Source organism: Streptomyces sp. NPDC030809 (assembly GCF_055572195.1).
Genome location: NZ_JBVIDV010000038.1, coordinates 33,917 through 55,840 on the forward strand (window position 1 = coordinate 33,917; position 21,924 = coordinate 55,840).

General features: G+C 72.4%; 20 protein-coding genes, 1 tRNA gene, 1 pseudogene and 1 riboswitch. Of the genes and pseudogenes, 15 read left to right on the plus strand and 7 right to left on the minus strand.

The features are described from left to right. Nucleotides 1–39 precede the first annotated feature (39 nt). Complete coding sequence (locus tag ACZ407_RS33430; RefSeq protein WP_468135009.1) at nt 40–327, plus strand: MoaD/ThiS family protein; 288 nt, start codon at nt 40–42, stop codon at nt 325–327. Next, nucleotides 327–1,277, plus strand: coding sequence for a PLP-dependent cysteine synthase family protein (locus ACZ407_RS33435; RefSeq protein WP_468135011.1), 951 nt, complete (start codon nt 327–329; stop codon nt 1,275–1,277). The genes ACZ407_RS33430 and ACZ407_RS33435 overlap by 1 nt, the downstream gene beginning before the upstream one ends. Nucleotides 1,278–1,467: 190 nt before the next feature. On the opposite strand, the gene ACZ407_RS33440 is transcribed toward ACZ407_RS33435, so the two are convergent. Further along, nucleotides 1,468–1,932 carry a type II toxin-antitoxin system PemK/MazF family toxin gene (locus tag ACZ407_RS33440; RefSeq protein WP_468135013.1) on the minus strand — a complete coding sequence of 155 codons (465 nt, stop codon included), beginning with the start codon at nt 1,930–1,932 and terminating at the stop codon, nt 1,468–1,470. A gap of 233 nt (nt 1,933–2,165) precedes the next feature. Between ACZ407_RS33440 and ACZ407_RS33445 the strand changes: the two genes are divergently transcribed. Continuing rightward, a complete protein-coding gene (locus ACZ407_RS33445) occupies nt 2,166–2,918 on the plus strand; it encodes an MBL fold metallo-hydrolase (RefSeq protein WP_468135015.1) in 753 nt (250 codons plus the stop codon). A gap of 151 nt (nt 2,919–3,069) precedes the next feature. On the opposite strand, the gene ACZ407_RS33450 is transcribed toward ACZ407_RS33445, so the two are convergent. Beyond that, the gene (locus ACZ407_RS33450) at nt 3,070–4,344 is read right to left on the minus strand and encodes a PTS transporter subunit EIIC (protein ID WP_468135017.1); all 1,275 of its coding nucleotides are present in this window, start codon (nt 4,342–4,344) and stop codon (nt 3,070–3,072) included. Between the two features lie 350 nt (nt 4,345–4,694). Beyond that, nucleotides 4,695–5,996 carry a PTS transporter subunit EIIC gene (locus ACZ407_RS33455; RefSeq protein WP_468135019.1) on the minus strand — a complete coding sequence of 434 codons (1,302 nt, stop codon included), beginning with the start codon at nt 5,994–5,996 and terminating at the stop codon, nt 4,695–4,697. A 199-nt stretch (nt 5,997–6,195) separates the two neighbouring features. On the opposite strand from ACZ407_RS33455, the pseudogene ACZ407_RS33460 reads away from it, so the two are divergent. From ACZ407_RS33460 to rdgB, 4 genes and pseudogenes are all read left to right on the plus strand, one after another. Continuing rightward, nucleotides 6,196–6,468: pseudogene (locus ACZ407_RS33460) on the plus strand (PTS sugar transporter subunit IIB); the annotation flags it as partial. A 266-nt stretch (nt 6,469–6,734) separates the two neighbouring features. Next, entirely contained in the window at nt 6,735–7,460 is a 726-nt protein-coding gene (gene rph / locus ACZ407_RS33465; RefSeq protein ID WP_468135021.1) for a ribonuclease PH, read from the plus strand. Between the two features lie 141 nt (nt 7,461–7,601). Next, nucleotides 7,602–7,985, plus strand: a complete 384-nt coding sequence (locus tag ACZ407_RS33470; protein WP_468135023.1) for a hypothetical protein — start codon at nt 7,602–7,604, stop codon at nt 7,983–7,985. Nucleotides 7,986–7,995: 10 nt separating this feature from the next. Beyond that, on the plus strand, nt 7,996–8,598 hold the full coding sequence (gene rdgB, locus ACZ407_RS33475) for an RdgB/HAM1 family non-canonical purine NTP pyrophosphatase (protein WP_468135025.1): 603 nt from the start codon (nt 7,996–7,998) through the stop codon (nt 8,596–8,598). Between the two features lie 60 nt (nt 8,599–8,658). On the opposite strand, the gene ACZ407_RS33480 is transcribed toward rdgB, so the two are convergent. Both ACZ407_RS33480 and bcp read right to left on the minus strand, forming a co-directional pair. Further along, a tRNA-Leu gene (locus ACZ407_RS33480) sits at nt 8,659–8,742 on the minus strand. 113 nt (nt 8,743–8,855) lie between these two features. Next, complete coding sequence (gene bcp / locus ACZ407_RS33485) at nt 8,856–9,323, minus strand: thioredoxin-dependent thiol peroxidase (protein WP_468135027.1); 468 nt, start codon at nt 9,321–9,323, stop codon at nt 8,856–8,858. Between the two features lie 102 nt (nt 9,324–9,425). Here bcp and ACZ407_RS33490 point away from each other — a divergent pair, with 102 nt between their 5' ends. The 3 genes from ACZ407_RS33490 (at nt 9,426) to ACZ407_RS33500 (ending at nt 10,632) form a co-directional block, all read left to right on the plus strand. Further along, nucleotides 9,426–9,746, plus strand: a complete 321-nt coding sequence (locus tag ACZ407_RS33490) for a DUF3618 domain-containing protein (RefSeq protein ID WP_468135029.1) — start codon at nt 9,426–9,428, stop codon at nt 9,744–9,746. 87 nt (nt 9,747–9,833) lie between these two features. Beyond that, the gene (locus ACZ407_RS33495; RefSeq protein WP_468135051.1) at nt 9,834–10,136 is read left to right on the plus strand and encodes a GroES family chaperonin; all 303 of its coding nucleotides are present in this window, start codon (nt 9,834–9,836) and stop codon (nt 10,134–10,136) included. A gap of 73 nt (nt 10,137–10,209) precedes the next feature. Next, a riboswitch (guanidine-III (ykkC-III) riboswitch) is annotated at nt 10,210–10,281 on the plus strand. 30 nt (nt 10,282–10,311) lie between these two features. Next, complete coding sequence (locus ACZ407_RS33500) at nt 10,312–10,632, plus strand: DMT family transporter (protein ID WP_468135031.1); 321 nt, start codon at nt 10,312–10,314, stop codon at nt 10,630–10,632. Between the two features lie 76 nt (nt 10,633–10,708). Here ACZ407_RS33500 and ACZ407_RS33505 read toward each other — a convergent pair whose 3' ends face one another. Next, on the minus strand, nt 10,709–13,249 hold the full coding sequence (locus ACZ407_RS33505; protein WP_468135033.1) for a transglycosylase domain-containing protein: 2,541 nt from the start codon (nt 13,247–13,249) through the stop codon (nt 10,709–10,711). A 407-nt stretch (nt 13,250–13,656) separates the two neighbouring features. On the opposite strand from ACZ407_RS33505, the gene ACZ407_RS33510 reads away from it, so the two are divergent. The 4 genes from ACZ407_RS33510 to ACZ407_RS33525 all read left to right on the plus strand — a co-directional run bounded on the left by ACZ407_RS33510 (nt 13,657) and on the right by ACZ407_RS33525 (nt 17,430). Further along, nucleotides 13,657–14,508: an ABC transporter permease gene (locus ACZ407_RS33510; RefSeq protein ID WP_468135035.1), complete on the plus strand. Its 852-nt coding sequence runs from the start codon at nt 13,657–13,659 to the stop codon at nt 14,506–14,508. 73 nt (nt 14,509–14,581) lie between these two features. After that, on the plus strand, nt 14,582–15,496 hold the full coding sequence (locus tag ACZ407_RS33515) for an ABC transporter permease (protein ID WP_468135053.1): 915 nt from the start codon (nt 14,582–14,584) through the stop codon (nt 15,494–15,496). Nucleotides 15,497–15,655: 159 nt separating this feature from the next. Then, on the plus strand, nt 15,656–16,612 hold the full coding sequence (locus ACZ407_RS33520; protein ID WP_468135037.1) for an ABC transporter ATP-binding protein: 957 nt from the start codon (nt 15,656–15,658) through the stop codon (nt 16,610–16,612). Between the two features lie 56 nt (nt 16,613–16,668). Then, nucleotides 16,669–17,430: a DUF1707 SHOCT-like domain-containing protein gene (locus tag ACZ407_RS33525; RefSeq protein ID WP_468135039.1), complete on the plus strand. Its 762-nt coding sequence runs from the start codon at nt 16,669–16,671 to the stop codon at nt 17,428–17,430. Between the two features lie 1,328 nt (nt 17,431–18,758). Here ACZ407_RS33525 and ACZ407_RS33530 read toward each other — a convergent pair. Continuing rightward, nucleotides 18,759–20,135: an SGNH/GDSL hydrolase family protein gene (locus tag ACZ407_RS33530; RefSeq protein ID WP_468135041.1), complete on the minus strand. Its 1,377-nt coding sequence runs from the start codon at nt 20,133–20,135 to the stop codon at nt 18,759–18,761. 138 nt (nt 20,136–20,273) lie between these two features. Between ACZ407_RS33530 and ACZ407_RS33535 the strand changes: the two genes are divergently transcribed. Then, nucleotides 20,274–21,584, plus strand: coding sequence for a DUF445 domain-containing protein (locus tag ACZ407_RS33535; protein WP_468135043.1), 1,311 nt, complete (start codon nt 20,274–20,276; stop codon nt 21,582–21,584). The last annotated feature ends 340 nt before the right edge of the window (nt 21,585–21,924 follow it).

Below are 21,924 nucleotides of genomic sequence, written 5' to 3' on the forward strand. Positions count from 1 at the left end.
CCTTACGCACCACGCCCTTCCCGACGACTGGAGCCCGCCATGGCCATCGAGGTCAGCATCCCGACCATCCTCCGCACCTACACCGACGGCGCCAAGGCCGTCACCGGTGAAGGCGCCACCCTCGGCGAGCTCTTCACCGACCTGGAGACCCGCCACACCGGCATCCGCGAGCGCATCGTGGACGAGGCCAAGGGCGGCGAGCTGCGCCGCTTCGTCAACGTCTACCTCAACGACGAGGACGTCCGCTTCCTCGACGGCATCAACACCAAGCTCTCCGACGGCGACAACGTCACCATCCTCCCGGCCGTGGCCGGGGGCGCCAAGTAATGCGGTACGACTCCCCGCTGGCGGCGGTCGGCAACACCCCGCTGGTCCGGCTCCCGCGCCTGTCCCCCTCGGAGGACGTGCGGATCTGGGCCAAGCTGGAGGACCGCAACCCGACCGGCTCGATCAAGGACCGCCCCGCGCTCCACATGATCGAGCAGGCCGAGAAGGCCGGCCGCCTGCAGCCCGGCTGCACCATCCTGGAGCCCACTTCCGGCAACACCGGCATCTCCCTCGCCATGGCCGCGAAGCTCAAGGGCTACCGGATCGTGTGCGTGATGCCGGAGAACACCTCGCAGGAGCGCCGCGACCTGCTGGCCATGTGGGGAGCCGAGATCATCTCTTCGCCGGCGGCCGGCGGTTCCAACACCGCCGTCCGCGTGGCCAAGGAGCTCGCCGCCGAGCACCCGGACTGGATCATGCTCTACCAGTACGGGAACCCGGACAACGCGGGCGCGCACTACGCCACCACCGGTCCCGAGATCCTCGCGGACCTGCCCTCGATCACCCACTTCGTGGCCGGCCTGGGCACCACCGGCACCCTGATGGGGGTCGGCCGCTTCCTGCGCGAGCAGGTGCCCGGGGTGAAGATCGTGGCCGCCGAGCCGCGCTACGACGACCTGGTCTACGGGCTGCGCAACCTCGACGAGGGCTTCGTGCCCGAGCTGTACGACGCCTCCGTGCTGACCACCCGCTTCTCGGTGGGCTCGGCCGACGCGGTGGCCCGTACCCGCGAACTCCTCCAGCAGGAAGGAATCTTCGCGGGGGTCTCCACCGGCGCCGCCCTGCACGCGGCCATCGGCGTGGGCCGCAAGGCCGTCGCCGCCGGGGAAACCGCGGACATCGTGTTCGTCGTCGCCGACGGCGGCTGGAAGTACCTCTCCACGGGGGTCTACACCGCGGCCACCACCGAAGAGGCCGTCGAGGTCCTCCAGGGCCAGCTCTGGGCCTGACCGGCACCGGCCCGGTCCACCGGCACCCGCCCGGCACACCCGGGCACCGGACGGCCGGCGGGGCACCCGCCCCGCCGGCCGTCCGTGCGTCCGGGGCCGGCCCGCCGCGAGCCCGCGGGCCCGGCCCCGGGCCCAGCCCCGGTCCGCGTCCGGGGCTCGGGCCCGGCCCCGGTCCGCGTCCGCGGATCCCTCAGTCCGCCAGATGGCGGACCTGGTCCCACACCACCGGGTCCACCACGCCCACCCGCCGCCGGAACCCCCACACCGGGACCTCCCGCAGCTCGTCCGTCTCCAGGAAGCTCGGGCGCCCGTGCGCGTCCCCCACCACCCCCGGGGGCAGCGGGATCACCCCCGGCCGCTCGTCGTGGTACTTGCTCGTGATCTTCACGACCCGCACCCGGTCGTGCCCCTGCGCTCCGAGCACCAGGCAGGGCCGGTCCTTCGCCCCGGGCCCGTCCTCGTACGGCACCTCGGCCCACCAGATCTCACCCGGCATCGGCTGCGGCAGCGGACCCGCCCGCAGCGGGACCGGACCGGCCGGCCCCGGGCGCCCCGCCGGCCGCACGGGCCCGCCCGGCCCGCGGCGCCCGGCCACCAGCGCCACCACGGCCAGCGCCACGAGCGCGGCCAGCGCCGGCCACCAGGACGTGTCCATGGCTCGAAGGTAACCGCGCACCCGCCGCCCGGCACGGCGGCCGCGCCCCCGTACGGCAACCCCTGTGCGGACCGTCGCCCCGGGGGGTGACTGCGCAGGTGAGTTCCCCCACAACGGCCTGCCGCGGAGGAGCGACCGCCGCTCGCGCGCCTTACGCTCGACGCACGCACGGCCCCCCACGCCCACACGCACGGCCCCCGCCGCCCGTATCCGCCCACGGAGGTTCCTGCTCCATGAAGCTCACCGTCGTCGGCTGCTCGGGTTCGTTCCCGTCCGCGGAATCGGCCTGCTCGAGCTACCTCGTCGAGGCCGACGGCTTCCGGCTGCTCCTCGACATGGGCAACGGCGCCCTCGGAGAGCTGCAGCGCCACTGCGGTCTGTACGACCTCGACGCCATCTTCCTCAGCCACCTGCACGCGGACCACTGCATCGACATGTGCGCGTACTTCGTCGCCCGCTACTACCGCCACGAGGGCGGCCGCTGCGGCACGATCCCCGTGTACGGCCCCGAGGGCACGGAGCAGCGCCTGACCACCGCCTACGAGGACGTCCCGGACGAGCGCTCGATGAGCGAGGTCTTCGACTTCCGCACCCTGAAGTCCGGCAGCTTCGAGATCGGCCCCTTCCAGGTGCGCACCGAGCGGGTGTCCCACCCGGTGGAGGCGTACGGCATCCGGATCGAGCACGGCGGCCGCGCGCTGACCTACTCGGGTGACACCGGCACCTGCGCCTCGCTGGACGCGCTCGCCGAGGGCACCGACCTCTTCCTGTGCGAGGCCTCCTTCACGCACGGCAAGGAGGACATCCCGGACCTGCACCTGAACGGCCGCGAGGCCGGCGAGTGCGCACGGGCCGCGGGCGCCGGCCGCCTGCTGCTCACCCACATCCCGCCGTGGACGGACGCCGCGCAGAACCTCGCCGACGCCCGCGCGGTCTACGCGGGTCCGGTGGAACTGGCCCGCGCGGGCGCCGTGTACGAGGTCTGAGCACCTCGCGTACGAGGTCCGGGCGCCGCGCGGCCCGCGGCACCCGGCCCGGCCATGCCGAAGCCCCCGCATTCCGTGAGGATCGGAATGCGGGGGCTCCGTGCTGCCGGGGCGGCTGCCGTGGGGGCGGCAGCCGCGGGTCGGGCCGGTCCTACTTGGCCTCGGCCTTCTCCATCTCGGCGAGCTCCTCGTCGGACTCGCGGCCCGGCGTCGGGAGGTTGAACTTGGTGATCGCGAAGCGGAAGACCACGTAGTAGATCGCCGCGAACACCAGGCCGATCGGGATGATCAGCCAGGGCTTGGTGGACTTGCTCCAGCTCAGGCCGAGGTCGATGAGACCGGCCGAGAAGGTGAAGCCGCCGTGGACGCCCAGGGCCCAGGTGACGGCCATCGAGACCGCGGTGAGCACGGCGTGGATGGCGTACAGCAGCGGCGCGATGAACATGAACGAGAACTCGATGGGCTCGGTGACACCCGTGACGAACGAGGTGAGGGCGAGCGAGACCATCATGCCGGTGACGGCCTTGCGGCGCTCCGGGCGGGCGGAGTGCGCGATGGCCAGGGCGGCGGCCGGGAGGCCGAACATCATGATCGGGTAGAAGCCGGTCATGAACAGGCCGGCGCTGGAGTCACCGGCGAAGAAGCGGTTGAGGTCGCCGTGCACGACCTCGCCGGCGGCGTTGGTGAAGTCGCCGATCTGGAACCAGGCCACGGTGTTGACGAACTGGTGCATGCCGATCGGGATCAGACCGCGGTTGATGACGCCGAAGAGACCGGCACCCGCGGCGCCGAGGCCGGTCATCCACTCGCCGAAGTGGGAGATGACCTCGCCGATCGGCTCCCAGACCAGGCCGAAGAACACGCCGGCCAGGACGCCGACGAAGGCCATGATGATCGGGACCAGGCGGCGGCCGTTGAAGAAGCCGAGCCAGTCGACCAGCTTGGTGCGGTGGAACTTCTGCCACAGCACGGCGGCGAGCAGACCCATCACGATGCCGCCGAGGACACCGGGGTTGTTGTAGGTCGCGGCGACGTCCACGCCCTTGTTGGCGGTGGTGTTGACGACGGCCTCGGTCACCGGGAACGCGGTGAGCACGTTCTTGTAGACGAGGAAGCCGACAAGGGCCGCGAGCGCGGTGGAGCCGTCCGCCTTCTTCGCGAAGCCGATGGCCACGCCGATGCAGAAGAGCAGGGGGAGGTTGGCGAAGACGGCGTCACCGGCGGTGGCGAACACCGAGGCGACCTTGTCCCAGCCGAGACCGTCCTTGCCGAACACGTCCGCCTGGCCGAGGCGCAGCAGGATGCCGGCGGCGGGAAGGACCGCGATCGGCAGCTGAAGGCTGCGGCCGACCTTCTGCAGACCCTGGATGAGGCCGGAGCCCCGCTTCTTGGCGGGAGGCGCCGTGGCGGCGGTAGCCGTAGTCATAACTTCCTCCGGGGAGCGAGGCGCCGCCAGAGGACATGCAGGGAGACGGCGACGGCTCGGAAAGGGGGTACACGGGCCCCAGAAGCGGGGTGCGTGGTCTACACCAATGGGTGGTGTAGACCAGTTGTAACACGGTGAGCGTTAGATAAGGAACCTTCGTTTTCCTGTGGTCTACGCCACACCGGAGGGGCCGGGTCCAAAGCCCCCCGCTCCGACCCGGCCCGGGCTCGGAGGAGTCTTCGCCACAGACAAGCGGAATCCGTCCCAGGCACGCCGAAAGCCCCCGGACGGAAAGATCCGAGGGCCTTGCGGGCGCGGGTCCAAAGCCCCGCCGGGGGGCTGGAACTCCTTTATGCCTTGGTGTTCTCGCGCTCCATCTCGTCGATCTCCTCGTCCGACTCCCGGCCCGGGGTCTTCAGGTCGAACTTCGTGATGGCGAAGCGGAAGATCACGTAGTAGACCGCTGCGAAGGCCAGGCCGATCGGGATGATCAGGTACGGCTTCGTCGCCAGGCTCCAGTTGATGACGTAGTCGATCAGGCCCGCGGAGAAGCTGAAGCCGTCGTGTACCCCGAGTGCCCAGGTCACCGCCATGGACACGCCCGTCAGCACCGCGTGCACCGCGTACAGCGCCGGCGCGATGAAGAGGAACGAGTACTCGATCGGCTCCGTGATGCCCGTGACGAACGAGGTCAGCGCCACCGACAGCATCAGGCCGCCCACCTCCTTGCGGCGCCGCGGCTTCGCGCAGTGCGTGATGGCCAGGGCGGCCGCCGGCAGTGCGAACATCATGATCGGGAAGAACCCGGACATGAACTGGCCGGCCTGCGGGTCCCCGTTGAGGAACATCGCGATGTCCCCGTGCACCACCTGGCCGGACGGGGTGGTGTAGCTGCCGAACTGGAACCACACCGGCACGTTCAGGAACTGGTGCAGGCCGATCACCAGCAGCGCGCGGTTCGCGAGGCCGAAGATCCCGGAACCCCAGGCCCCGAGCCCCACCAGCCAGTCCGAGAAGCTCTCCAGCCCGTCGCCGACCGGCGGCCAGACCACGAGGCACAGCACGGCGAAGACGATCGCCACGAAGGACATGATGATCGGCACCAGCCGGCGGCCGTTGAAGAAGCCGAGCCAGTCCACCAGCTTCACGCGGTGGTAGCGCTGCCAGAACCAGGCCGACAGCAGGCCCATCACGATGCCGCCGAACACCCCCGGGTTCTGGTACGTGTACTCCGCGAAGCTGTCGCCGGCGCCGAGGCAGCCGCCGCCCACGTCCTTCGTGCCCGAGGGGCAGGACTCCGGGAAGGCGCGCAGGACCGCCCGGTAGACGAGGAAGCCGACCGTGGCGGCCAGCGCGGTGGAGCCGTCGGCCTTCTTGGCCATGCCGATCGCCACGCCGATGCAGAAGAGCAGCGGCAGGCCCAGGTCGGCGTTGAGCAGCGCACCGCCCGCGCTCGCCATCACCTTCGCGACGTTGACCCAGTCCAGGCCGTCGGCGCCGAACACGTCCTTCTGGCCCAGCCGGTTCAGGATGCCGGCCGCGGGGAGCACGGCGATGGGCAGCTGGAGGCTGCGGCCCATCTTCTGCAGCCCCTGGAACAGGCCGTTCCACCACTTCTGCTGGGGCGCTGCGGCCGCGCTGCTCGCACTCATCGGCGTCCTCCCGGAGGCCACCAGGTTTGGCGGTTGCCGCACACTGGTGTAGACCAGTTGTGGATACGGTCCGAGCGGTCGCCCTCGCGGGCGCACCGCTGCTGATCGTCATCATTCGGCAGAGCCCGGCCCATCGCCTCGCGAAGATGGGCCAACCGTGGGTTAACGTGACAAAGCGGACCCCCGCGACCGGCAATCTGCCGCCGAGACTCGTTCCTTGAAGACAGGGGAAAGACACATGGCCACCAAGGCTGAGAAGATCGTCGCCGGGCTCGGCGGTATCGACAACATCGAAGAGGTCGAGGGCTGCATCACCCGCCTGCGCACCGAGGTCGCCGACCCCAGCCTCGTCGACGAGGCCGCCCTCAAGGCCGCCGGGGCCCACGGCGTGGTCAAGATGGGCACCGCCATCCAGGTCGTCATCGGCACCGACGCCGACCCGATCGCCGGCGAGATCGAAGACATGATGTGACCGTCCCCCGAACCGGGCGGCGCACTTGGCGGCGCACCGCCTAGCCCAGACCCCGCACCGCACCCCGGCGCGGGGTCTGCGCGTACGCCCCCGCTCCGCGGGTCAATCCCAGCCCCTCCGGCCCGCTCCGCGGGCGCATTCCAGCCCCGCCAGGGGGTACCTCCCAGCCCCCTGGGGCCGGGGGAGTTCGAGGCGCGGGGTTCGGGGTGGAGCCCCGAGAGGCGGGACGGGTCCGCCGGGTGCCGCGCAGCGGATACGCTCGGACCATGTCTCGCATCGACGGCCGCACGCCCGACCAGCTCCGCCCGGTCACCATCGAACGCGGATGGAGCAAGCACGCAGAGGGCTCCGTCCTCATCTCCTTCGGCGACACCAAGGTCTTCTGCACCGCCTCCTTCACCGAAGGCGTCCCCCGCTGGCGCAAGGGCAGCGGCGAAGGCTGGGTCACCTCCGAGTACTCGATGCTCCCCCGCTCCACCAACACCCGCGGCGACCGCGAATCCGTCCGCGGCAAGATCGGCGGCCGCACCCACGAGATCTCCCGCCTGATCGGCCGCTCCCTGCGCGCGGTCATCGACTACAAGGCCCTCGGCGAGAACACCATCGTCCTCGACTGCGACGTCCTCCAGGCCGACGGCGGCACCCGTACCGCCGCCATCACCGGCGCCTACGTCGCCCTCGCCGACGCCGTCGCCTGGGGCCAGGGCAAGAAGCTGATCAAGGCCGGCCGCAAGCCGCTCACCGGCACCGTCGCCGCCGTCAGCGTCGGCATCGTCGACGGGGTCCCGCTCCTCGACCTCTGCTACGAGGAGGACGTCCGCGCCGAGACCGACATGAACGTCGTCTGCACCGGCGACGGCCGCTTCGTCGAGGTCCAGGGCACCGCCGAGGGCGAGCCCTTCGACCGCAAGGAGCTCAACGCCCTCCTCGACCTGGCCGCCGGCGGCTGCGCCGACCTGGAGGCCATCCAGCGCAAGGCCCTGGAGCTCTGACGGAACTCCCGGACCCGAGGGCCAAGGGGAAACCCCGCCCCGGGAACTGGGGGCCGCCCCCCACGCGTCATGCTGGGTACGGGCGCACGGTTCGAAGCCGTGCGCCCGTCCGCGCATCCGAACCCGGGGGGAAACCGCCACATGGCCCTGCACCGCCGTACCGCCGCCCTCGCCGTCACCGCCCTGCTCGCCCTGCCGGCCGTGACCGCGTGCTCCGCCATCGACACCGCACTGGACTGCGCCAACACCGCCGTGGCCGTCAGCGACGCCGCCAACGACCTCCAGCAGGCCATCTCCAACGCCGGGGACAGCCCGCAGGACGCGCAGAACGCCCTCGACCAGATCGAGAAGAGCCTCAAGGACATCGGCGACAAGAGCGACAACGCCGACATCGCCAAGGCCGTCGACTCGATCAGCGCCGGGGTCTCGAACGCCCGCAAGTCCCTCGACGACGGCAACGCGAACCCGGACCTCTCCGGCATCACCGACGGGGTGAACGAACTGAGCAAGGTCTGCTCCCCGTGATAATCGGGGCATGACCCGCCTCATCCTCGCCACCCGCAACGCGGGCAAGATCACCGAGCTCCGCGCCATCCTGTCCGAAGCCGGCCTGCCGCACGAGCTGGTCGGCTCGGACGCGTACCCCGAGATCCCGGACGTCAAGGAGACCGGCGTCACCTTCGCCGAGAACGCCCTCCTGAAGGCCCACGCCCTCGCGCAGGCCACCGGACTCCCCGCCGTCGCCGACGACTCGGGCCTGTGCGTGGACGTGCTCGGCGGCGCCCCCGGCATCTTCTCCGCCCGCTGGGCCGGCCGCCACGGCGACGACGAGGCCAACCTCCGCCTGCTGCTCGCCCAGCTCTCGGACATCGACGAGGCGCACCGCGGCGCGCACTTCGCCTGCGCCGCCGCCCTGGCCCTCCCCGACGGCACCGAACGCGTCGTCGAGGGCCGCCTCCTCGGCCGCCTGCGCCACGCGCCCACCGGCACCGGCGGCTTCGGCTACGACCCGATCCTCCAGCCCGAGGGCGACACGCGCACCTGCGCCGAACTCACCCCCGCCGAGAAGAACGCCATCTCCCACCGCGGCCAGGCCTTCCGCGCCCTGGTCCCGGCGGTACGCGAACTCCTGGGCTGACGGGCCCCGGCCGGACGCCGACGGCCCCGCACGCAGGAGCGTGCGGGGCCGTCGCGGCAATGCGGTTGGGGGGACTCGAACCCCCACGGGTTTTACCCCACTGGGACCTAAACCCAGCGTGACTGCCAATTCCACCACAACCGCGGGAAATCGACCGGACCGGACACCGGGTCCGGCGGGCTGGGCCCAGTCTACGGCCGAGTCCGTCCGGCGGGGTCACGTCCCGTCAGGTGGCCCCCGCCGGCCGGCTCGGGACGTCAGATGCCCAGATCCTTGATGATCTTGGCCACGTGGCCGGTGGCCTTCACGTTGTAGAGGGCGCGCTCGACCTTGCCCTCCTCGTCGACGATCACCGTGGAGCGGATCACGCCCGTCACCGTCTTGCCGTACAGCTTCTTCTCGCCGTACGCCCCGTACGCCTCCAGGACCTTCTTCTCCGGGTCGCTGACCAGCGTCACCTTCAGGTCCTCCTTCTCGCGGAACTTCGCCAGCTTCTCCGGCTTGTCCGGCGAGACGCCGATGACGTCGTACCCGGCGGTCGCGAGCAGGGCGAGGTTGTCCGTGAAGTCGCAGGCCTGCTTGGTGCAGCCGGGGGTCATGGCGGTCGGGTAGAAGTACACGATGACCTTGCGGCCCTTGTGCGCGGCGAGCGAGACCTCGTTGCCGTCCGCGTCGGGCAGGGTGAAGGCGGGCGCCGTGTCCCCGGGCTGGAGTCGCTCGCTCATGTCTCACAGTCTCCTTTGCAAAGGGTGCAGTACCACACGAGCGTAAGCTGACAGACTGACCATGTCGGACTACGCCCACACACCACCCACGGAGGCAGCGCGGTGTCGGAAGTCAGGACCCCTGCGCAGATCGAGGCGGACATCGTCCGCAGGCGCGAGCAGCTCGCGGAGACGCTCGACGAGATCGGCGTGCGCATGCACCCCAAGACGATCATCGGGGACGCGAAGTCCCGGGTGGCTTCGACCGTCGACGAGACGGCCGGCCGGGTGATCGTCGCCGTGAACCGCACCGTCACCGACTTCAAGGCCGGCTTCCGGCACGAGGACGGCGCCCCGAACGTCGGGCGCATCGTGCCCGTCGTGATGCTCGCGGCCGGCGTCGTCGGCCTCCTCGCGGTCTCGACGCGGCGCAAGCGCGGCTGACGTGACCCTCGGGCGTACGGCAGGCCCCCGGCCAGGTAGGTTCTTCGCGTGAGCCAGAATTCCACCCACGACAAGCTGCCCATCCGGATGCTGCACGATCGCGTGCTGGTCCGGTCCGACACCCCCGAGGGGGAGCGGCGCTCCGGCGGCGGCATCCTCATCCCGGCGACCGCCGCGGTCGGCAAGCGGCTGGCCTGGGCCGAGGTGGTCGCGGTCGGGCAGAACGTACGGACCGTGGAGCCCGGCGACCGGGTGCTGTACGACCCCGAGGACCGCGCCGAGGTCGAGGTCCGGGGCGTGGCGTACGTGCTGATGCGCGAGCGGGACCTGCACGCGGTGGCCGCCGAGCGGCTGGAGGGGTCGGAGGACTCCACGGGGCTGTACCTGTAGCGGACGCGCGGCGGGCCCGCAGCGGCCCGCAGCGGACCCGGAGGGGCCGGTGACCGAGGTCACCGGCCCCTTTGCGCGTCCTTTGCTACGGTGGGGAGGAACCCCGACGAGACGCGCCGTACCGGGTACGACAAGACGACGCACCCCGTCCGCTCTCGTCCCGGAGGTGCCTGTCATGGCCTGGGTTCTGCTTCTCCTCGCCGGTCTGCTCGAAGTCGGCTGGTCGATCGGCATGAAGTTCACCGACGGCTTCACCCGCCTGTGGCCCAGCGTCTTCACCGGCGCGGGCATCGTCGCCAGCATGGTCCTGCTGTCGTACGCCGCCAAGACCCTGCCCATCGGCACCGCCTACGGCGTGTGGGTCGGCATCGGCGCGGCCGGCGCCGCGGTCCTCGGCATGGTCGTGCTCGGCGAGCCGGTGACCGCCGCCCGGATCTTCTTCATCTGCCTGCTGCTGGTGGCCGTGGTCGGCCTGAAGGCGACCTCGGGGCACTGACGCCGGACCCCCGGTGTGCGGCCGGCCCCGGGGGAGCACCCCCCGGGGCCGGCCGGCTGCCGGGATCCGGACCGCGCTACGGCCCCGGTTCGGTGCCGCCGGTCGCGGCCCCGTCCGTGCCGCCCGGATCGCCGCCGGTGGTGCCTCCCGTGGTCCCGCCCCCGGTGGTGGTGCCACCGCCGGTCGTGCCGCCCCCGGTGGTGTTCCCGCCCGTGGTGCCGCCGCCGGTGGTGCCGCCCCCCGTGGTGTTCCCGCCGGTGGTGTTCCCGCCCGTGGTGCCGCCGCCGGTGGTGCCGCCGCCGGTGGTGTTCCCGCCGTTCGTCGTGCCGCCCCTGGTGTTCCCGCCGTTGGTGTTGCCGTTCGTGTTCCCGCCGTCGGTGCGGCCGCCGTTCCCGTTGCCGTTGGTGCGGCCCCCGTTGTCGGTGCCCCCGTCGGTGCCCGGGGACCGGGTGCGGGAGGGCTCGGCCGGCGGCGGCTGGAACGTGCCGGGCATGGTCTCCAGATCGAACTCGACCGGCTCGCTGTCCGCGAGCGCCGCCTTCGTGTAGGCCGCCCAGATCCGGCCGGGGTAGCCGCCGCCGTTGATGCGGCTCTCGCCCAGGGCCCCGTACAGCTCCTCGTGCGCGCCCGTGTCCGGGTCCTGGCCCATGATCGAGACCACCGTGGCCAGGTCCGGCGTGTACGCGGCGAACAGCGCCGACTTGTCCTTCTCGCCGGTGCCGGTCTTGCCGGCCGCCGGGTGGTCGGAGGCCAGCGCCGCCCGCGCGGTGCCGCTCTCGACCGTGCTGACCAGCATGGAGGTCGTGCTGTCGGCCGCCTCGCGGCTGATCGCCCGACTGGACTCGCGCTGGGGCAGGACCACCGGGGTACCGCGCTTGGAGATCTTCTCCACGAGCGTGTACGGGGTGTACTCGCCGTGCGCGGCGAGCGTCGCGTACGCCTGGGTCATGTCGAGCACGCTCGCGGTGGCGGTGCCGAGCGCCATGGCCGGACCGGTGCCGATGCTGGGCGTGTCCTTGGGGATGCCCATGGCGAACGCCGTTTCCTTGATCTTGTCGGCACCCACGTCCACGGCCATCTGCGCGTACACCGAGTTGACGGAGGATTCGGTGGCCCGGCGGACGGTGATGTTGCCGTAGCTGACCTGGTCCTCGTTCTCGGGCGCGTAGTAGCCGCCGCTCCAGCCGGTCACGGGCCGCCGGTTGTCGCCGTCGTAGATCGTGTTCGGCGCGATGACCCGGCCGTCCTGGGTGTGCGCGGTGTTCTGCACGGCGGCGGCGAAGACCAGGGGCTTGAAGGTGGAGCCCACCTGGTAGTCGCGGCGGGTCGCGTTGTTGACGTACTGCTTGGTGTAGTCGATGCCGCCGTACAGGGCCACGACCTTGCCGGTGGCGGGGTCGATGGACGCGCCGCCGACCCGGACCACCCGGTCCACCTTGTTCTCCTTCGGGTTCAGCTCGTCCATCACCTCCTCCTTCACCGCGTCGACGAAGTCCTTCTGGCGCCGCTTGTCGATGGTGGTGGTGATCTTGAACCCGCCGGCCGCGAGGGTCTGCTCGTCGATGATCTTGTTGCCGACCAGGTAGTCCTTGACCGCCTCGACCAGGTAGCCGCGCTGCCCGGACATGCCCGCGGAGGTGCGCAGCTTGCCCGGCTCGGGGAACTTCATCGCCGCCCGCTCGGCCTGGTCCAGCCACTTCTGCTTGACCATGCCGTCGAGCACGTAGTTCCAGCGGGCCAGGGCCCGCCCGCGGGACTGCGGGTGCGCGACCACGTCGAAGGCGCTGGGGGAGTTCAGCAGGGTGGCCAGGTACGCGCCCTCCGCCGTCGTCAGGCGGCTGACGTCCTTGCCGTAGTAAGCCTGCGCGGCGGCCTGGATGCCGTACGCGTTGCGGCCGAAGAAGCTGGTGTTCAGGTACCCCTCGAGGATGTCCTCCTTGGACTCCTCGCGGCCCAGCTTGATCGCGATGAAGAACTCCTTGACCTTCCGCTCGACCGTCTGCTCCTGGCCCAGGTAGTAGTTCTTCACGTACTGCTGGGTGATCGTCGAGCCGGACTGCTTGCCCTTGCCGGTCAGGGTGTTCCAGGCGGCGCGGACCATCGCCTTCGGATCGACCGCGCGCTCCTGGTAGAAGTCCCGGTCCTCGGCGGCCAGGACGGCCTCCTGGACGTTCTTCGGGACCTGCGCGAGCGGCACGCTCACCCGGTTGACCTCGCCGTCGCGGGCGAGCTGGGTGCCGTCGGAGTAGAGGTACACGTTGCTCTGGGCGGTCGCGGCCTTGTTGGCGGCCGGGATCTCGACCAGCATGTAGCCCGCGACGAGCGCCCCGCCGACGGCCAGGCAGCACAGCAGCAGGAAACCGAGCACCATCCGCCACGTGGGGAAGATGCGCCGCCAGCCGGACCGCTTGCGCCTGGCCTTCTTCTCGGCCTTCCGCTCCGCCTTCATGCGGGCCTTCTCGGCCTTCTTCTCCTGCCTGGTCTGCGGGGCCGGCCCGGCCCCTTCCGCCTGCTGCGCCGACCCGTCCGGCCCCGCCTGCCGAGGTCCGGCCGTCGAGGCGGCGGGCTGGTCCGGATCCCGTGGGGTCCAGCCCTGCTGCGGTGACTTGTCGCTCATGTCTCCAGGGACTCCTCGGCCGGCCATGTCCTCATCGCGTGGGGCGATATTTGCTGATCTGTACCCAGTGGAACACCGTATCGCGCCACTCCGGCCCTTATCGGTCGCGCAGGTCCCCCCGCCGCACTAAGCTTGATCGCTTGGCCTCCGGCGGCGGTTCCGGTCGGCGGTCGGCAGCTCCGTTCGACGGGTACCGGTCCTCGGAGGCTCCTCGCGGCGGTCATCCGCGAGCGACGGCTTTCGGGCGGCACGGGTTCAGACGGACGGTCCGGGGAATTGGTTGCCCTTTGAAGGGCAACAGGTCCGTATCGTCGCCGATTCGTGATCATGTGAGGGCGGGTGAGGGGCGGTTGGGCGGGGGCAGGACCGGGCTGAACCCGGGGGCCGGGCCGGGCACGAGGACGGGCTTGGGCGCGAGGGCCGGGCTCTGCGCGAGGCTCGGGCTCTGCGCGAGGCTCGGCCTGTACGCGGCAGTGGCCGCCGGCGGGTTCCGGCGGTACGCGACCTACGGCGCCGCCACCGCCGCGGGCGTGTTCACCAACACGGTCTTCGGCTTCATCGTGGCCTACACGTACATCGCACTCTGGGACGAGCGCCCGCACCTCGGCGGCTACGACCAGGCACAGGCGCTGACCTTCGTCTGGATCAGCCAGTCCCTGCTGGCCGCGGGCGCCCTGATCGGCGGCGGCTTCCAGGAGGAGCTGCAGGAACGGATCCGCACCGGGGACATCGCCGTAGACCTCTACCGGCCCGCCGACCTCCAGATGTGGTGGCTCGCGGCCGACCTCGGCCGGGCCGCCTTCCAGCTGCTCGCCCGCGGGGTGCCGCCGACCGTCGCCGGCGCCCTCTTCTTCGACCTGGCCCTGCCGGCCGACCCGCTGCGCTGGGTGCTCTTCCTCGTCTCGGTCTGGCTCGGGCTCGTCGTCGGCTTCGCCCTGCGGTACCTGGTCGGGCTGTGCGCGTTCTGGCTGCTCGACGGGTCCGGGGTCAACATGATGGCCCTGCTCGTGTCCATGTTCTGCTCCGGCGTGGTGCTGCCGCTGACCCTGTTCCCGGGCGCCTTCGGAGAACTCGTACGGATGCTCCCGTGGTCGGCGATGCTCCAGGTCCCGCTCGACGTCCTGCTCGGCGAACACACGGGCGCGGGCACGGCCGCCCCCGCCCTCGCCTTCCAGGCGGTCTGGGCCGCGGTCCTCCTGGGCGCGGGCCGGGTCCTCCAGGCGGGGGCCACGCGGAAGGTGGTGGTGCAGGGTGGGTGAGGGGAGCGGGGACGCGGGTGTGGCGGTCGGGTCCGGAGCCGGGGTGGCGGGGGCGGTCGGGTCCGGAGCCGGGGTGGTCGGGGCTGCCGGGTCGGCCGTGGCGGCCGGGGCCGGCGGCGCGGGCGGCGGTGGGGGTGGAGGCGCGGGCGGCGGCGCGGGTGCCAGGGACGGGTACCGGGCGCGGGCCGTCGACGGGCTGCGCGGGTACGCACTCATCGTCGGGATGTGGATCCGCTCGACGATGACCTACCGGGCCTCCTTCGCGCTCGCCTTCCTCGGCAGCGTCGCGACCAGCGGACTCGACTTCGCCGGCATCTACATCATGTTCACCCACATCGACGCCCTCGGCGGGTTCTCCCTCCCCGAGGTCGCCCTCCTCTACGGCTCCGCCGGCGCCGCCCTCGGCCTCGCCGACCTGCTCCTCGGCAACACCGACCGGGTCGGCGCCCGGATCCGCGACGGCTCGCTCGACACCATGCTCGTACGGCCCGTACCCGTCTTCGCGCAGGTCGCGGCCGACCGCTTCGCCCTGCGCCGGCTGGGCCGGGTGGCCCAGGGCCTGGTCGTCACCGCCTGGGGCGCGGCCGCCGCGGACGTGGCCTGGACCCCGGCCAAGGCGCTCCTGCTGCCGTGGATGGTGATCGCCGGCACGGCCATCTTCGCCGCCGTCTTCCTGGCCGGCGCCGCCTTCCAGTTCGTCGCCGGGGACGCGGCCGAGGTGCAGAACTCGTTCACGTACGGCGGCGCCACCATGCTCCAGTACCCGCCCACCGTGTTCGGGCGGGAGATGGTGCGCGGGGTGACCTTCGTGGTGCCGCTCGCCTTCGTCAACTGGGTGCCGGCGCTCTACCTGCTCGACCGTCCGCAGCCGTTCGGGCTGCCCTGGTGGACGGCGTTCCTGAGCCCGCTGGTGGCCCTGGCGGCCCTGGCACCGGCCGCCGCGGCCTGGCGGGCGGGGCTGCGGTCGTACCGGAGCACGGGCAGCTGACCATCGGGTGCCGGGAGACGGGTGCCGGTGCCGGGTGCCGGGTGCCGGGTGCCGGGAGACGGGTGCCGGGTGCCGGGAGGCGGCCACTGGTATGGACAGGCCACTGGGTACGGGCAGCCGCTGCCCGTCGGACACGCCCGCGGGGCGGGGAGGTTCGGGATGGATGCGCTGATCCGGCTGGACGGCGTGGAGAAGGTCTTCGACGTGCGCAGGCGCACCGGGCTGCTGCGCCGGGAGCGGCGGCAGGTGCGGGCCGTCGACGGCATCAGCTTCGAGGTGCCGCGCGGCGAGATGGTCGGCTACATCGGCCCCAACGGCGCCGGGAAGTCCACCACCATCAAGATGCTGACCGGGATCCTCACCCCCAGCGGCGGCCGGGTGCGGGTGGCCGGCATCGACCCCGCCCGCGAGCGGACCCGCCTCGCCCAGCGCATCGGCGTGGTCTTCGGACAGCGCACCACCCTGTGGTGGGACCTCCCGCTGAAGGACTCGTACGGGCTGATGCGCCGCATGTACCGCATCCCGCAGGCCCGCTACGCGGAGAACCTGGAGCGCTGCGTCGAACTGCTGGAGCTCGGCAAACTGCTCGACGTACCCGTACGACAGCTCTCCCTCGGGCAGCGGATGCGCGGGGACATCGCGGCCGCACTGCTCCACGACCCCGAGGTGCTCTACCTCGACGAGCCCACGATCGGACTCGACGTGGTGAGCAAGGCGAAGGTGCGCGGCTTCCTGCGCGACATGAACGCCGAGCGCGGCACGACCGTCCTGCTGACCACCCACGACCTCCAGGACATCGAGCAGCTCTGCGAGCGGGTGATGGTCATCGACCACGGACGGCTGGTGTACGACGGGGCGCTGGCGGGCCTGCACTCCGCGGGCGAGAGCGAACGCACCCTGGTCGTGGACCTGGAACGGGAACTCCCTCCCGTGGAGGTCCCGGGCGCCCGCGTGGTCAAGGTGGAGGGCCCCCGGCAGTGGCTGGCCTTCCCGGCCGCGGCCTCGGCCGCCCCGCTGGTGGCGGCGGTGGCGGCGCAGTACCCGCTGGTGGACCTGTCGGTCCGGGAACCGGAGATCGAGGACGTGATCGCCCGGATGTACGCGGAGGGGGCGTGAGCCCGGTCCGACACCGATGGGTTCGCCGCGGCCAACTTCCTGCGTAGGGTGCGGACATGAGTGATGAGCTGCCCGAGCTGCGGGCGTCGGACGCCGACCGGGAGCGGGTGGTGGAGCGCTTGCGCGACGCCGTGGCCGAAGGCCGTCTCGACATGGAGGAGTTCGAGGAGCGGATGACCGCGGCGTACGCGTCCCGTACGTACGGCGAACTGGAGCCCCTCACCCGGGACCTGCCCGGCGACCGCCCCGCGTACCGGCCGGAACCGCGCCCGGAACCGCTGTCGCTGGTGAAGAAGCCGGGGGACGGGGCCGGGACGCATCCGGAACGTGCGGACGGGTACGGGGAGGACTGGCCCGCGCGCATCGGCGGCGAGCCGGATTCCGCCGTGGCGGTGGCCGTCATGGGCGGCTTCGACCGCAGGGGCGCCTGGACGGTACCGGCCCGCCTCAACGCGGTCGCGTTCTGGGGCGGCGGCAGGATCGACCTCCGCGAGGCCCGCTTCGCCACCCACGAGGTGGTCCTCAACTGCGTGGCCGTCATGGGCGGCATCGAGATCATCGTCCCCCCGGGCATAGACGTCCAGATCCGCGGCATCGGCATCATGGGCGGCTTCGGCGCGTCGGGGGGCGGGGGGCGGGGCCATGGGGGCCATGGGGGCCACGAGGACCCGGGAGGTCATGGGCGCCCGGGCGGTGACGGGGCTGCGGGGGCCCTCCCCGCGCACACGGCTGCCGGGGTCCACCCGGCCGCCCCACGCGTCATCGTGACGGGCTTCGCCCTGTGGGGCGGGGTGGAGGTGAAGCGGCGGGGGGTGTAGGGGCGTTGTGACGGCGCGACGGGGTGACCCGCCGATCCCCGGCATTGCGCGGGGTCGGGCCGTGCGGGGGGGCGGGTTCGTGTGGGGCGGGGTGGGTTTGCGGGGCGGGGTGGGTTGGTGGGGCGGGGTGGGTTTGTGGGGCCGGGTCTGGCCGTGCGGGGTCCGTGTCGGGCGGGTTTGGGTCCGCGGGGCGGGGTCGGTTGCGGTCGATCCGCCTTTGGTCCGCTCCTTTTTCCCCCTGACCTTGTTGCTGCGGGGCAGCGTCTGCCCACCGCCCCCAGAGTGACGCGGGGTCTGGCCGTGCGGGTCTGTGGCGGCGGGGGTGGGTTTGTGGGGCGGGGTCGGGTGCGGTCGATCCGCCTTTGGTGCGCTTCTTTTCCCCCTGGCCTTGTTGCTGTGGGGCGGCGTCTGCCCACCGCCCCCAGAGTGACGCGGGGTCTCACCGTGCGGGGTCCCGTGTGGGGCGGGTTGGGTTTGTGGTGCGGGGTGTGGCCTTGCGGGGTGTGGGTGGGGCGGTGTTGTGGGGGGCTCCGGGGGGTGCCCGCATGTCTGATGGTCCGGCCGTCCCGGCGGCCGGTGTCAAGGGCGCTCCCTTCGGTCGCGTCGCTGCGCGATGGCCCTTCGGGCCACCCTTGACACCGGCCGCCGTGCCGTCAGTCCCCAGACTTGCGAGCACCCCCCGGAGGGAAAGCCGGTCACGGGGACGGCGATGCCCACGGGCGGGGTCCGGGAAGCCAGGCAGGGTCATGTCCGGGGCCCGCCCTCACGGGCGAAAGGCCCGCCCACGATCGCTACACGCCGAAGGCCGGACCGCGGCAGCCGCCCGGCGTGTGGCCGGGCAGAGGCCGCCCACGATCGCTACACGCCTGATCCCGGGCGGCGGCTGTCCGTCGGCTCGTGGCCGAACATAAACCGCCACCGATCGCTACGCGCCCCATGCCGGTCGGCGGCCGCCGGCCGGTTCGCGGCCGAGAGCCGACCGCCCTCGACTCTCCACGCCACCACGCCCCAGGCGGCTGCCGACAGATACCGGCACAGGCCCGTGACCTGCACTTTCTCCGAACCTTCACTCCCGGCCGGAGGCCGGTCTCCGGCTTGACGTCAATCCGGTTCGGCAGGACCGCACCCAGCCGCCCGAACCCCCACCGGGACCACGGCGGGTCAGCCGCCAACGTTCCCCGGCCCACCACCAGTGCCCCAGCATCTGGATGCCTTGTACGGGTGGTGCGGGTGGGAGAACACCCCCCGCGCGGAGCGCGGGGACAGCCCCACCGGCGGCCGGCCGGACAGGAAGGCCCCGCCCGCCACGGGCAGGCGCACCCCCCGCGTCACCCCAGCACGGCCACGTCAAACGTGCGGCCCATCGCCGCGTAGCCGTCGTCGTTCGGGTGGAGGTGGTCGCCGGAGTCGTACTCCGGGGCCAGTCGGCTGGGGGAGTCCGGGTCGCGCAGGACCCGGTCGAAGTCGACGAGCTCGTCGAAGACGCCGCCCTCCCGGATGCGCGCGTTCACGCTGCGGCGTACGGACTCGCGGGTGGCCGCGTACGCCTTGTGGCCGCGGAACGGCGGGAGCGTGGTGCCGACCACGCGGATCCCCCGGGCGTGCGCCCGCTTGCGCAGCTCCCGCAGGGCGTTCGTGACGGCGTCGGGGTCGGTCTCGCGGGGGGACTTGAGGATGTCGTTGGTGCCGAGCTGGATGACGACCACCCGCACCGCCGTGCGCGAGAGCACGTCGCGTTCGAAGCGGTCCAGGGCCCGCGGCCCGGTGCCGTCGCGCAGGAGGCGGTTGCCGGCGATGCCCGCGTTCAGGACGCCCAGGCGCGGGGTGCGCCCCTTGCGGAGGCGGTCGGCGAGGAAGTCCGGCCATCGGCGGTTGGCGTCGGTCGTCGAGGCCATGCCGTCCGTGATGGAGGCGCCGAACGCGACGACCGCGCCGCGCGCCTGGTCGGTGAGGACGTCCACGGCGACGAGTTGCCGCCAGGACCTGGTCTCCTCGGTGAAGGTGCCGCCCGTCTCGTCGTCCGTGCTGTCGCCGTCGGCCGCGTACGAGGTCTGGCGGGCGCCCGGGTGCCGGGTGACGGGCCCGCTGGGCTCGGCCGTATCGGGGGAGTACGTGCTGACCAGGAGGTCGGCGTCGGCCGCCACGTTCAGTACGGCCGCGTCGCTGGTGACCTCGTCCCCCGGCGGGACCGTCACCTCGCGCGACCCGCCGAAGGTGAGCGGTACGAGGGAGCCGGGCTGGGCCGCGGCCATCCGGAAGCCGCGGCCGCCGGCGCCCCGCCCGCCGACGGCGTCGGAGACCGTGCCGTCCGTGCCGGCCGCCTGGGCGACGGTGGCGCGTCCGATGTGCAGGGGGGTGCGGCCGAAGAGGTTGGAGAGGGTGATGCGTATCCGGCTGCCGCCGATGCTGGTGTGCACGACGTTGCGGAACGTACGGCCGGCGTGGCCGCGCAGGTACGTGTCCGGTTCGGCGTCCACGGGTGCGGCCGACCAGGTGCCGACCCAGTGCGGGCGTATCGGCCCGCCGTCGTCGAGGGCCCCGGCGGACTCCCGGGCCCTGACCTGGCCCGCGTCGCCGGACCCGGTCCCGCCGCCGGAACAGCCGGCCGTGAGGAGGGCCGCGAGCGCGACGACGGCCGCGGTGAGGGCTCCGGGCAGCGGGCGGCGGCGCCGGGCGGGGGAGCGGCCGGTGCGGGGAGCGGTCATGGGCGGAGTTCCTCCTCCGGTGGCGGTTCGCCGGAATGGGGGACGCCGGGAACTCGTGGCGCGTCCCGGGAGTCGGTCAAGTAGGCGACAGTCGACAGTGGCACGAACGGTACGTGACAGGGGGGAAGGGCAGGACAGGTGGGACGTACACAGGACGGTGCAGACGCGGGTTCCGGCCGGGCCGCGGCCTTCGCGTACTCGGCGGCGGACGAGGAGAAGCGCCGCGGGGTGCGCCGGATGAAGGCGACCGCGACCGGACTGCTCGGGCTGGTCGCGCTGGTCTACGTACTCGCCAAGTGGGCGCAGCATTCCGGTGCGGGCGGCTGGGCCGGGTACGTCGCGGCCGCGGCGGAGGCTGGCATGGTCGGTGCGCTCGCCGACTGGTTCGCGGTCACGGCGCTGTTCCGCCGCCCCCTGGGCCTGCCCATTCCGCACACGGCGATCATCCCGACGAAGAAGGACCAGCTCGGGGTCTCGCTCGGCGAGTTCGTGGGGGAGAACTTCCTCTCCGCGGACGTGGTCCGGGCCCGGCTGCGGGCGCTCGGCATCGGCGGGCGGCTCGGCGCGTGGCTGGCCGAGCCGGAACACGCGGACCGGGTCACCGCGGAGCTCGCGGCCGCGCTGCGCGGTGCGCTGACGGTGCTGCGCGATTCGGACGTGCAGGCGGTGGTCGGCGAGGCGATCACGCGGCGGGCGGAGGCCGCGGAGATCGCCCCGGGGGCCGGCAAGGCGCTGGAGAAGATCGTCGCGGACGGCGGGCACCGGCGGGTGGTGGACCTGGTGTGCGCCAAGGCGCACGACTGGCTTGTCACCCACGGCGACTCCGTCATGGACGCGGTGCAGGGCGGGGCGCCCGGGTGGACCCCGAGGTTCGTGGACCGGAAGGTGGGCGAGCGGGTCTACAAGGAGCTGCTGCGCTTCGTCACGGAGATGCGCGACATGCCGCAGCACCCGGCGCGCGGCGCGGTGGACCGCTTCCTGGCGGACTTCGCGGTGGACCTCCAGTCCGATACGGAGACCAGGGCGCGGGTGGAGCGCCTGAAGACGGAGATCCTCGCGCGGGGCGAGGTGCAGGACGTGATCGCCTCGGCGTGGGCGGCGATCCGGTCGATGATCATCTCGGCCGCCGAGGACGAGCGCAGCGAACTGCGGCTGCGCGTGCGCGCCTCCCTGATCTCCCTGGGCGCCCGGCTGGCCACGGACGGGCGGCTCCAGGCGAAGGTGGAGGGCTGGACGGAGGGTGCGGTCGTCTACGTGGTGACGACCTACCGGGCCGAGATCACGTCCCTGATCACGGACACGGTCGCCGGCTGGGACGCGGAACACACCTCCCGCAAGATCGAGGCCCACATCGGCCGCGACCTCCAGTTCATCCGCATCAACGGCACGGTCGTCGGCGCCCTGGCCGGCCTCTTGATCTACACGCTCTCCAAAACCCTGGGCGCCTGAACCCCGTCCCCGCCCACCGCCGGCCGCAGCGGGAGACCCCTGCACCGGTCCGGGGCCCCCTCCTCCAGTACGGCTACGACCCCCGCCCACCCACCCGGCCGCCCTCTCGGCCACCGCCGGGCACGACCGAGCCGCCGAGCCGGGCGGTCGGCCGAGTGCGGCGGTCGGCCAGGTCCACCGGCCCGCCCGCCGGACTCAACCCCCGCGCCGGACTCAACCTCCGGGCGCTGGACTCGGCCGTGGTGCGCCGGACTCAACCCCCGCGCCGGACTCAACCTCCGGGCGCTGGACTCGGCCGTGGTGCGCCGGACTCAACCCCCGCGCCGGACTCAACCTCCGG